A 13,362-nucleotide genomic window follows, 5' to 3' on the forward strand; every position below is an offset into this window, starting at 1 on the left:
CTCAATATAGTCTTTAATATTTCACAAAAATACATTATGAAAACACTTTATTTATGTAATAATATTTTAATACTTTTATTAGTTGTATTTTTAATTTATATATGTTAAACTCTATTTGTGCATTTGACAGTGTACAGATATATTTTCAGGAGGAAAAAAAGTGTCAACATTAGGACAAGAAATTTTATTTTCTTTTTTAGGTGGACTGGGTTTATTTTTATTTAGTATTAAATATATGGGAGATGGTCTACAACTAATAGCAGGGGACAAGATGCGTTATGTGTTAGATAAATATACTTCTAAACCATTGATGGCATTATTCGCCGGGGTGTTAGTTACAGTTCTTATTCAGTCAAGTACCGGAACAATCGTTATTACGGTTAGTTTGGTAGGTGCCGGTTTATTAAAGACAAAACAGGCAATTGCAATTGTAATGGGATCTAATATCGGTACAACATTAACATCATTCATTATAGGTTTTAATGTATCGCATTATTCATTACCGCTTATATTTTTGGGAGCAGCATTTTTATTTTTTACAAGAGCAAAACTCATTAATAATATAGGGCGTGTAATTTTCGGTTTTGGTGGAATATTCTATGCTTTAAAAATGATGTCAACGGCCATGGGACCACTAAAAACTATGGATTGGTTTCAAACGATTTTAACACATATTGATGATAGTGCTTGGGTAGGTGTCGGAGTTGGTACATTGTTAACGGTAATGATTCAATCTTCTGCTGCAACTATCGCTATCCTCCAAAATTTATATGCCGAACATGCACTTAATTTACATGGTGCTATCCCCGTTATTTTTGGTGATAATATAGGGACTGCAATAACAACGGCAGCGTTGGCTATTGTTGGAACTAATATTGCAGCGAAACGTGTAGCAATTTCACATATTATGTTTAATGTAATAGGGACGGTAATATGTTTAATACTTTTAGAGCCGTATATTATGTTTATTGGGTATATGGAAAATCTGCTGGGGTTAGAACCGAAAATGGCAATAGCTTTTGGGCATGGTACATTTAATATATTTAATACCGTTTTACAATTCCCATTCATTTGGCTATTGGTTAAAATTATTACTAAAGCTATTCCCGGTGAAGATGAACAAATTAAATATACTACACAATATCTTGATAAGTCGTTAATAACAAGTGCACCGGCAGTAGCACTTGGTCAAGTGGAAAAAGAATTTGTGGAAATGTTAAAACTATCTAAAAAAAGCTTAAAAAATTCGGTTGAATATTTTATGACACGAGAAGAGCAGTTCAATGAAAAAGCTGAAACATTAGAAGAAGCTATTAATAATTTTGATGAGGAAATGACAGACTACTTAACTTTATTATTTAGAGAAAAACTAAGTCCAAAAGAGGGGTTACACGCGTCAGTTCTTCTAGATGGGACACGTGATATTGAACGTGTTGGCGATCACGCTAGAGATATAGTAGGATCTGTAAACTATCAAATTAAAAAGAAATTAAAATTCTCAGATGATGCGAAAGCAGAAGTTCAAGAAATGTTTGAATTATCAAACGGTATAATTGAAAAAACAATTAAATCATTAGAAGAAAAAAACATTGCAATTGCCGGTGCGGCACTGGCTGCTTGTGGAAATATTTATGAACTTGAGAAAAAAGCTCGTAAAAAGCATACACAGCGTATGAAAGACGGTGAATGCGAAATTCCGGCAGGAGTTGTATATATGGATTTAATTCAGCATTTTACAAGAATTTGTGAACACTCTAGAAATATTTTGGAAAAAGAAATTCAAGGAAATATTTAGATATGACTAATAAACAAAAGATGTATTTTATATTATTTGTAATAATATTATTAATAGTATTAGTTTTATATAAATTATATCAAATTCAAATAAGTTAAAGTAAGAATAACTAAAAAACGAAAGTGAAATTCCACTTTCGTTTTTTAATTATTAATAACTTAATTCAGGTGAAAAGATAAAGTACAGGATAAAAATACTTGCTATATGAAAAAAGAGAACTATATATAATAAAAATTATTCTTTTTTTGGTAAAAAAATATGGAGGCACAAGTCCCATGTTATTATGAGTATTTTCTCTAAGTGTAAATAAAATAGTATTTAATTTATGTAAAAATAATTCAATAACCATAACAAAAGGTTTTTATAAACAGTATAACTGTGTTCAAACACAAAATCAGTTTAATTAAATGGATATAAAAATAGGATTTATTTTACAATAAAACTACAGTATGTTACAATATATTTTGGGGTAGGTTGTTAGTTTGCATTGCTAATATGAGTGTGTTTGTCTTGTCAGGTATGTTATAATATATATCATATTTAAGGTGTAAAATAAATCCTACTTAAAAATACAAAGAAAGGAAGTATTATTCATGAAAAAGAAGATTTTTATATGGATAACGACTGTGCTTTTAATATGTAGCACAATATTGACTACAGTTATAAGCTCAAATACAAATATTGCTAGGGCAGAAGGTGGAAAACAGGGAGAGAATTTAACTACAAGTACAAAAGTACAAAAAAATGCAGTTAAAAAAGAAACTCAAGGCAAGAATACCGAAGCTACAGAAAAAAAAGTTAGCGATAAAGTTGATAATACAGCAAAAACAAATAAAAAAGCTGACAATACTGCGGACTTAGGTGTTAGTGCTAAAGGGACTACAAATATTGTATCAGAGAAAAGAGGTGAAACCGAAAATATCTCTGATAATATAATAAAATCTCTGGCAAGAAATGCTGCAATACATAATGATGTAATTACTAAAATGTATATTAAAAGTTATGATGGAGGGACAATACCTAATAATACGGTCGAAATGTGGAGAACATTTAGGGTATATGCGGAGTTTTCTCTTCCTAATAATAAAGTGAAGAAAGATGATACAACCACAATAAAATTACCTGAACAACTAACATTTGGCGGGAGCGCAATAAAATTTGAAGTAAAAGATGCTGATGGTAATTTAGTAGCAAATGCTGTAATAGATCCTAATACTAAAACTATTACTTTAACATATACGGATTATCCAGAAAAACACTCAGATGTAAAAGGGGAACTATTCTTCTACGCAAGGGTTGATGAAACTAGGGTTAAAGAAGAAAAAAATATTGATCTTAAATTCACTATAAGTAATGATGTAACAATTTCTGCAGGAACATTACATTATAAAGGTCCTAACCCAAAATATCATTCTATAATAGAAAAAGTTGGTTGGCAAGATAAAGATAATAAGAGTCTTTTTCATTATAGTATAGCCATTAATGAAAGTGAAGAAGATTTGAAGGGGGTAAGGGTTCAAGATAGACTGGATGATAATACTTATGGTGTGAAAATGTTACAAGATACTGTTAGGATATACAAAGTTAAATGGTATTGGGACAATGGACATTGGAAACATAAAGATGATAAAGATGTTACTAATAATTATAAAGCTAAGATAAAATGGGATCCTGACCAAAAAGGTTTTTCTCTTGAATTAGGAGATATTGGGAAAGAGGGCTATTATATAAAATATGATATAAAAGCTGATTATACCCCATCAGATGGAGAAATATTTAAAAATAAAGCTACATTAAAATATAATGGAAAAATTAATACTGATGCAGAATTCACTTTAAACTATTTGGCAGCCGGAGGAAAAGCGGAAGGATATGTATACTCTATTAATTTACTTAAAAAAGATAAAGACGGAGGAAAAGCACTAAAAGGTGCCGAATTCCAAGTAACACGTGATGCAACCGGACAAGTAATAGGGAAGTTTACAACAGATGCTGACGGAAAAATATCAATTAAAGGATTGTTAAAAGATAACTATACTATAAAAGAAACTAAAGCACCGGACGGTTATAAATTAGATCCGACAGAAATAAAAATCGGACCAAATGATTTCGGTAGTGATAAATCAGTAACTAAAGAAGTCCTTAACGAAAAAGCTAAAATAAAAATCTGTGGAACAAAAACATGGGACGACAACAATAACCAAGATGGGAAACGACCAAGTAAAATCAAAGTAAAACTACTAGCAGACGGAAAAGAAGTAGATTCAAAAGAAGTAACGGAAAAAGATGGCTGGAAATACAGCTTTGATAACTTGGACAAATACAACAAAGACGGAAAAGAAATTAAATACACAGTAGATGAAGAAGTAGTAGAATTCTACGAAAAAACAGTAGACGGCTTTAATCTAACAAACAAACACGTTCCTGAAAAAACAAAAGTTGAAGGACTAAAAACATGGAACGACAATAACAACCAAGATGGAAAACGACCAACAAAAATCAAAGTAAAACTACTAGCAGATGGAAAAGAAGTAGCTTCAAAAGAAGTGACAGAAAAAGACGGCTGGAAATATAGCTTTGATAACTTGGATAAATACAAAGACGGAAAAGAAATCAAATACACAATAGATGAAGAAGTAGTGGAATTCTACGAAAAAACAGTAGATGGCTTCAATCTAACAAACAAACACGTTCCTGAAAAAACAAAAGTTGAAGGACTAAAAACATGGAACGACAATAACAACCAAGATGGAAAACGACCAACAAAAATCAAAGTAAAACTACTAGCAGATGGAAAAGAAGTAGCTTCAAAAGAAGTGACAGAAAAAGACGGCTGGAAATATAGCTTTGATAACTTGGATAAATACAAAGACGGAAAAGAAATCAAATACACAATAGATGAGGAAGTAGTAGCGGGATATACAAAAGAAATAAACGGGTACAACCTGAAAAATAATTACACACCGGAAATAGTAAATATAGCCGGAACAAAAACATGGGACGACAATAACAACCAAGATGGAAAACGTCCAAGCAAAATTAAAGTAATTCTAAACAAAACAGTGGATGGAAACACAAGTAAAGTTGCAGAAAAAGAAGTAACAAAAGACAACTGGAATTACGAATTTAAAAACTTACCAAAATATGAAAATGGGAAAGAAGTTAAATACACAATAGATGAAGAAGTAGTGGAATTTTACGAAAAAACAGTAGATGGTTTCAATCTAACAAACAAACACGTTCCTGAAAAAACAAAAGTTGAAGGACTAAAAACTTGGGATGATAATAATAACCAAGACGGAAAACGACCAACAAAAATCAAAGTAAAATTACTAGCAGACGGAAAAGAAGTAGCTTCAAAAGAAGTAGCGGAAAAAGATGGCTGGGAATACAGCTTTGATAACTTGGATAAATACAAAGACGGAAAAGAAATCAAATACACAATAGATGAAGAAGTAGTGGAATTTTACGAAAAAACAGTAGATGGTTTCAATCTAACAAACAAACACGTTCCTGAAAAAACAAAAGTTGAAGGACTAAAAACTTGGGATGATAATAATAACCAAGACGGAAAACGACCAACAAAAATCAAAGTAAAATTACTAGCAGATGGAAAAGAAGTAGCTTCAAAAGAAGTGACAGAAAAAGACGGCTGGAAATACAGCTTTGATAACTTGGATAAATACAAAGACGGAAAAGAAATCAAATACACAATAGATGAAGAAGTAGTGGAATTCTACGAAAAAACAGTAGATGGTTTCAATCTAACAAACAAACACGTTCCTGAAAAAACAAAAGTTGAAGGACTAAAAACTTGGGATGATAATAATAACCAAGACGGAAAACGACCAACAAAAATCAAAGTAAAATTACTAGCAGATGGAAAAGAAGTAGCTTCAAAAGAAGTGACAGAAAAAGACGGCTGGAAATACAGCTTTGATAACTTGGATAAATACAAAGACGGAAAAGAAATCAAATACACAATAGATGAAGAAGTAGTGGAATTCTACGAAAAAACAGTAGATGGTTTCAATCTAACAAACAAACACGTTCCTGAAAAAACAAAAGTTGAAGGACTAAAAACATGGAACGACAATAACAACCAAGATGGAAAACGACCAACAAAAATCAAAGTAAAACTACTAGCAGATGGAAAAGAAGTAGCTTCAAAAGAAGTGACAGAAAAAGACGGCTGGAAATACAGCTTTGATAACTTGGATAAATACAAAGACGGAAAAGAAATTAACTATACAATAGATGAAGAAGATGTAGCAGGATATACAAAAGAAATAAATGGTTATAATTTAACAAATAAATTATTACCACCGCCACCAACACCGCCACTACCAAAAACAGGACTAACAGACAGTGGATTAGGAAACTTAGGAATAGCATTGTTGGCAGCTGCGTTATTAATAGTAGGTAGAAAAAAATATCTACGATAATTAATATCTTTGTAATAAAGTTAATGGAATAAATTATACAATAAAATTTAGTATGTAAATTTTGGTTCTATGTCAAATACGGGGCATAAGAAAAAATAAAGGTGAAATGCTAAGCAACACAATGTTGCTTAGCATTTTTCAAATCGCCCTTAAAAGGAATATTATTTTTATACTCAGAAACAAATAACCTGGAAACAACTAAAATACGTAATCTAAAGTTATAAAAGCTATTTTATAACCATAAGAAACTCTCTTTAAAACCTTAATCTTATTATTAATACCCTCTAATGAACCGTTAGAAATAGAATGTCTAACACTATTAAGCATATACTCCTTATACTTTCGCATTGTATTAACAGCCTTACAAACACCAATAGATAATCCGGAAGTAGATTCATCTATCAAATAACTAAGTAAGGTATTATTCCTATACTTAATCGCATATCTAATATCCTGAACCCTCTCATAGCTAGCCTTAAATATACAATCTAATCCTAATAAATAATCCAAAATATCACGGCTAGTAACTAAACTCCTAAAACTCCTATTAAAGAAAAACTTACCATGAGTAACATTACTTTCATCTTCTAATATCAACTTCCAATTATTCTTCAAAAGAGTATAATTAATGCCTTTTTGACCTTTAAAACAATTCATTAACTTAACTGTCTTATTAAGCTCTCTATTAATATTTTGGATAATATGAAGCCTATCTATAACAATTTCAGCATTAGGAAACTTACTTTTAATTAACTTCATATACGGAGTATAAATATCAATACAAATAGCCTTAACATTATATCTAGCCTCCTTAGAAAATCTGGAAAAATAATTATTTAAAATATACTCGGTTCTACCATCGACTGTATCAATAATCTCACGAGTTAAAGCATTAGAAAAGATAAAGCTCATACCATTTTTACTATCTTTAGTAAACTTTAACTCATCAAAACATAAATACTCAGGTAAGAAGGAATAATTAGTTATATCAACATGAGATTTACAATCATAAAGAGTTCGTATAACAGTATTAATCGATACATTATTCATTTTAGCAATTTGTTTAAAAGAAAGAGTATCAGCTAAATCACTCATTATAGAAAACTTAACATTTTTAGAAATACTACAGTATTTATCTACAAAAGAAGTAGTAGCTACAAACTTTTTATTACAAGATTTACATTTAAAACGTTGTTTTTTTAATTCCAAATAAGCAGGAATACCAGATATTTTTAATAGATTAATTCTAGTAAGTTCATTAAAGCCGTTTTTAACTACAGTATAACCTTTATTAAGACAACCACAGCATTCACACTTATTAGGAGTATAGGATAAAGTACCTTTAAATACAAAGAGCTTTTGATTATTTTTTATAATTTCGTTATGTGTTTTCTCAATAGTTATGTTTTTATCTTTTATTTGTAGTAGGTTTTTAATGAATTCTCCCTCTTTTATTTCTTTTGATTTTGTGTTAAAATTATTCATGACAGATATCCTTTCGTAGTTTATTTTTTTGCACTTTAATTATATTGGATATTTGTCTTTGTTTTGTTGTATTATTAGTCTTTTCATCCCATTATCAGCACTGTTTGCTAAAATATCACTCTCCATTTTTAAACTTTTGATTTTCTTTTCTTAATCGTAGTAGTTTTTTTCTTTTTCTATTAAGTTATCTGCGTGTTTGAATGAACATGTTTTTTTGATTGTTTTATCCATCTAGCTAGTGTGCTTGAGGATAATTCATATTCTCTCATTATCTCGCTTTTTCTTTTTCCTGTCTTGTATAATTCTACTATTTGTTTTATAAATTCTTGGCTAAACACTCTTCGTTCTCTTCGGTTTGACTCTCCTTTTTTTATTATATCTTTCTTACTAATATCTGTCTAGTTTATTCTAGCCCAATCACTAATAAAAAATATAATTGGATATTTATTAATTATAATAAAGAATGAAAATTAAAAATATGTAGAAGAGAAATAATAAAATAGTATGAAGAATAAATAAAAAATAATTGTAGATAATCAAAATCTCTAACACAGTAAAATTATATGAAAATTAGTAATTATTAATATTAAAAATAACTATTTTGAAATTATTTTATATAAATTATTCAACAATTTAAGGTGAAAAAATAATAAGAAAACAAAAAAGTATTATAATGAAACTCAAGAATTATTTTACAATATAATTTTGATGTGTTATAATCTACCGCATAGTGGGAATACTAGTTTGCACTATTTTATTAGATTAAATTAATTTACTGGTGTTTTATAATATCGTAAAAAATGTGTAAAATAAATCCTACTTAAAAATATAAAGAAAGGAAGCATTATTCATGAAAAAGAAAATTTTTATATGGATAGCAACTATACTTTTAATATGTAGTACAATACTAACTACAATTATAAGTTCAAATTCAAATATTGCTAATGCAGTAGGGGGAGAGCAGGGAAGAAATAGTGCTGGTGTGCTAAAAAAAGAAGTTAAAGATAAAGATTCCAAAGAACCTACAGAAAAGAAATCTAATGATAGAGCACTGGAACAGTTAAGAAATATAAATAAAGGGATTGAAAATATAACACTGAAAAAAAGAGATGATGTTAAGAATATTTCAGATAATATAATTAATGATCTATCTAGAGATGTTATGGAGAGAGATAATGTCATAAAAACTTTTAATGTAACAGATTTAAATGGGAAACCACTTAGTGGTGAAGTTGAGAAGTGGCAAAATTTTAAAGTAACTGGAACATTTGAATTGCCTAATAATGTAGTTCGAAAAGGAGATACAACTACAATAAAGTTACCTGAACAATTAACCTTTGGTGGGGGATCACTAAATTTTAGTATAAAAGATTCTAAAAATAATGTTGTTGCTAATGCTTTAATAAATCCAAATACTAAAACTATTACCTTGACGTATACAGATTATCCGGAAAAATATTCAGATGTAAAGGGAGAATTTTACTTTTATGCAAGGGTAGATGAATCTAGAATTAAGCAGGAAATAGATATAGACCTTAATTTTACTATAAATAATAAAGTAATTATTTCTTCTGGAAAATTACATTATAAAGGACCTAAAAGATATAATACTACAATGGGAAAAAGTGGTTGGCAAGACAGAAAAGATAAGAGTTTGTTGCATTATGATATCTCTATTAATAGAAGTATGATAGATTTGAAAAGTGTTAAGATTAAAGATAGATTAGATGATAATGTTCAAAATGTAAAAGTATTGCCGAATACCATTAAGATATATAAGTTAGACTGGTATTGGGACAAGGTGCGATGGAAATATAAAAATTTGGAAGAAGTTACAGCTAATTTTAAGGATAAAATAAAAGTAGATAATGATCAAAAAGGTTTTACTATTGATTTAGGAGATATTGGAAAAAAAGGTTATAAAATAACCTATGATATAAGAGCCGGTTATACACCCGCTGATGGAGAGATAATTAAAAATAAAGCTACATTAAAATATAATGGAAAAATTAATACTGATGCAGAATTCACTTTAAACTATTTGGCAGCCGGAGGAAAAGCGGAAGGATATGTATACTCTATTAATTTACTTAAAAAAGATAAAGATGGAGGAAAAGCACTAAAAGGTGCCGAATTCCAAGTAACACGTGATGCAACCGGGCAAGTAATAGGGAAGTTTACAACAGATGCTGACGGAAAAATATCAATTAAAGGATTGTTAAAAGATAACTATACTATAAAAGAAACCAAAGCACCTGACGGTTATAAATTGGATCCGACAGAAATAAAAATCGGTCCAAGTGACTTCGGTAGCGATAAATCAGTAACTAAAGAAGTCCTTAACGAAAAAGCTAAAATAAAAATCTGTGGAACAAAAACATGGGACGACAACAATAACCAAGATGGAAAACGTCCAACAAAAATCAAAGTAAAACTACTAGCAGACGGAAAAGAAGTAGATTCAAAAGAAGTAACGGAAAAAGATGGCTGGAAATACAGCTTTGATAACTTGGACAAATACAACAAAGACGGAAAAGAAATTAAATACACAGTAGATGAAGAAGTAGTAGAATTCTACGAAAAAACAGTAGACGGCTTTAATCTAACAAACAAACACGTTCCTGAAAAAACAAAAGTTGAAGGACTAAAAACATGGAACGACAATAACAACCAAGATGGAAAACGACCAACAAAAATCAAAGTAAAACTACTAGCAGATGGAAAAGAAGTAGCTTCAAAAGAAGTGACAGAAAAAGACGGCTGGAAATACAGCTTTGATAACTTGGATAAATACAAAGACGGAAAAGAAATCAAATACACAATAGATGAAGAAGTAGTGGAATTCTACGAAAAAACAGTAGACGGCTTCAATCTAACAAACAAACACGTTCCTGAAAAAACAAAAGTTGAAGGACTAAAAACATGGAACGACAATAACAACCAAGATGGAAAACGACCAACAAAAATCAAAGTAAAACTACTAGCAGACGGAAAAGAAGTAGCTTCAAAAGAAGTGACAGAAAAAGACGGCTGGAAATACAGCTTTGATAACTTGGATAAATACAAAGACGGAAAAGAAATTAGCTATACAATAGATGAAGAAGATGTAGCAGGATATACAAAAGAAATAAATGGTTATAATTTAACAAATAAATTATTACCACCGCCACCAACACCGCCACTACCAAAAACAGGACTAACAGACAGTGGATTAGGAAACTTAGGAATAGCATTGTTGGCAGCTGCATTATTTATAGTAGGTAGAAAAAAAAATCTACGATAATTAATATCTTTGTAGTAAAGTTAATGGAATAAATTATACAATAAAAACTTGATGTATGGATTTATATGTATAATAAATTTAAGGGTATGGATTTTTTTCCATACCCTATATTTATTATACAACCGAAAATTTTAAACATACTTAAAGAAAAAATGTTACCGTCGTTACTTCTATTCTTTTTTTTCTTTGTAAAAAAATGTATTCATGATATAATAAAATAGTCGATTTATATAAAGATTAGAAAAAATATTGAAAGGAAATAGAGATGTTTCAAGAGAAAAAAATTTATACAACTCAATGGGCAGGGAAACGATTAACTGTGGAGTTAGGTGAGATGGCGAAGCAAGCTAATGCAGCAGTAGTAGTTAAATATGGGGATACTGTTGTATTAACGACAGCGGTTGCTTCTAAAGAAGCAAAAGATGTAGATTTCTTTCCGTTAACAGTAAACTATGAAGAGAAAATGTATGCTGTCGGAAAAATTCCGGGCGGTTTTTTAAGACGTGAAGGACGTCCGGGGACAGAGGCGACGTTGGCGGCACGTTTGATTGATAGACCGATTAGACCATTGTTTGAAGATGGTTTTAGAAATGAAGTACAGGTTATTTCAACAGTCTTGTCAGTAGAGTATGATAGTGATCCGGTAATGGCAGCAATGTTAGGCAGCTCATTAGCATTATCAGTATCTAATATTCCGTTTAAAGGACCTATAGCCGGTGTTACTGTTGGATTTATAAATGGAGAATATATAATTAATCCAAGTGTTGAACAACTTGAAAAATCAGAAATAGATTTAAAAGTAGCCGGAACAATAGAAGCAATTAACATGGTTGAAGCCGGAGCAAAAGAGGTATCGGAAGAAGTAATGTTAAATGCTATTATGTTTGGACATGAAGAAATTAAACGTCTTATTACTTTCCAACAGAAAATTGTTAACGAAATTGGTCAAGAAAAAATGGAAATTGAGCTGAAAGTCATTGATGAAACTATTTATAATGAAGTGTTGGAACTTGCACTAACCGATATGAAAACTTCAATAGCAATAAAGGACAAACAAGAACGTGATGAAGCTATTAATTCTGTAAAAGAAAGAGTAACAGCGATATTTGAAGAACGTGTAAGCGATGAAGATGAACTAGATATAGTTAAAGAAGCAAAACTTTCATTAGATAAGATTGTAAAAGATGAAGTTCGTCGTGAAATAACTGAAGATAAAGTAAGACCTGACGGGCGAGCTTTAACGGAAATAAGACCACTGGCATCACGTATTGATGTATTACCGAGAACTCATGGATCAGCCTTATTTACTCGTGGACAAACGCAATCGTTAGGTGTCGTTACGCTAGGCAATATATCTGACGAACAAATAATTGACGATTTGACACAAGAAGAAAATAAACGTTTTATGCTTCATTATAATTTTCCGGCATTTTCTGTAGGTGAAGTAGGGTTCAGTCGTGCACCTGGCCGTCGTGAGATAGGACATGGTGCATTAGGTGAACGTGCATTATCACAGGTTATACCGTCAAAAGAAGATTTTCCTTATACAATTCGTGTTGTATCGGAAATTTTGGAATCAAACGGTTCAAGTTCGCAAGCAACAATTTGTTCAGGGTCTATGGCACTTATGGCAGCAGGGGTTCCAATTAAATCACAAGTAGCCGGTATAGCCATGGGACTTGTAAAAAAAGATGAACATTATACTATTTTAACGGATATTCAAGGTATGGAAGATCATCTTGGAGATATGGACTTTAAAGTAGCCGGGACAGCAGAAGGTATAACAGCACTTCAAATGGATATAAAAATTGATGGGCTTAGTGAGCAAATATTAAAAGAATCTTTGGAGCAAGCCCGTATAGGAAGACTTCAAATTCTAGCACACATGAATGAAGTAATTTCTGAACCACGTCAAGATGTTTCAGTATATGCACCAAAAATTAAAATTATTAAAATTAAACCTGAAAAAATTAAAGATGTTATAGGTTCCGGCGGTAAGGTTATTAATGAAATTATTGAACAAACAGGTGTTAAAATTGATATTGAACAGACGGGAGAAGTATTTATTTCATCACCGGATTTGGAGCAAATTAATAAAGCAATAGATATTATTGAAAATATAGTAAGAGAAGCAGAAGTAGGGGAAATTTATTTAGCGGAAGTAAAACGTATTGAAAAATTCGGCGCTTTTGTTGAGTTATTCCCCGGTGTCGACGCCCTTGTACATATTTCGAAATTAGCTAAAGAACGTGTAAATAAAGTGGAAGATGTTGTAAAAATCGGTGATACTTTAAAAGTTAAAGTTATAAAAATTGACGAAAAAGGTCGTGTCGATGCCACTGCTAATTTCTAGG

Annotated in this window: 6 protein-coding genes; 4 read left to right on the top strand and 2 right to left on the bottom strand. The window is 30.6% G+C overall.

All coding sequences use genetic code 11. The annotated features are described in order from the left end of the window. The first annotated feature begins 160 nt into the window (after positions 1-160). Together BQ7358_RS05535 and BQ7358_RS05540 are read left to right on the top strand one after the other, a co-directional pair. A complete protein-coding gene (locus tag BQ7358_RS05535; RefSeq protein ID WP_062174032.1) occupies positions 161-1,795 on the top strand; it encodes a Na/Pi cotransporter family protein in 1,635 nt (544 codons plus the stop codon). A gap of 593 nt (positions 1,796-2,388) precedes the next feature. Next, on the top strand, positions 2,389-6,240 hold the full coding sequence (locus tag BQ7358_RS05540; RefSeq protein WP_072520316.1) for a Cna B-type domain-containing protein: 3,852 nt from the start codon (positions 2,389-2,391) through the stop codon (positions 6,238-6,240). 198 nt (positions 6,241-6,438) lie between these two features. On the opposite strand, the gene BQ7358_RS05545 is transcribed toward BQ7358_RS05540, so the two are convergent. Together BQ7358_RS05545 and BQ7358_RS09295 are read right to left on the bottom strand one after the other, a co-directional pair. Further along, positions 6,439-7,725, bottom strand: a complete 1,287-nt coding sequence (locus tag BQ7358_RS05545) for an ISL3 family transposase (RefSeq protein WP_106388776.1) — start codon at positions 7,723-7,725, stop codon at positions 6,439-6,441. Between the two features lie 179 nt (positions 7,726-7,904). Next, on the bottom strand, positions 7,905-8,063 hold the full coding sequence (locus BQ7358_RS09295) for a transposase (protein ID WP_021752421.1): 159 nt from the start codon (positions 8,061-8,063) through the stop codon (positions 7,905-7,907). 512 nt (positions 8,064-8,575) lie between these two features. On the opposite strand from BQ7358_RS09295, the gene BQ7358_RS05555 reads away from it, so the two are divergent. After that, positions 8,576-11,008: a Cna B-type domain-containing protein gene (locus BQ7358_RS05555; protein ID WP_072520317.1), complete on the top strand. Its 2,433-nt coding sequence runs from the start codon at positions 8,576-8,578 to the stop codon at positions 11,006-11,008. Positions 11,009-11,273: 265 nt separating this feature from the next. Continuing rightward, complete coding sequence (gene pnp / locus BQ7358_RS05560; protein WP_072520318.1) at positions 11,274-13,361, top strand: polyribonucleotide nucleotidyltransferase; 2,088 nt, start codon at positions 11,274-11,276, stop codon at positions 13,359-13,361. Position 13,362: the final 1 nt, after the last annotated feature.

This window comes from Gemella massiliensis (genome assembly GCF_900120125.1).
Lineage (GTDB): Bacteria > Bacillota > Bacilli > Staphylococcales > Gemellaceae > Gemella > Gemella massiliensis.

Bases quoted from the DNA above. Each gene is read 5' to 3' on its own strand.
- BQ7358_RS05540 (WP_072520316.1), top strand. From the start codon at position 2,389: ATGAAAAAGAAGATTTTTATATGGATAACGACTGTGCTTTTAATATGT.
- BQ7358_RS05545 (WP_106388776.1), bottom strand. From the start codon at position 7,725: ATGAATAATTTTAACACAAAATCAAAAGAAATAAAAGAGGGAGAATTC.
- BQ7358_RS05555 (WP_072520317.1), top strand. From the start codon at position 8,576: ATGAAAAAGAAAATTTTTATATGGATAGCAACTATACTTTTAATATGT.
- pnp (WP_072520318.1), top strand. From the start codon at position 11,274: ATGTTTCAAGAGAAAAAAATTTATACAACTCAATGGGCAGGGAAACGA.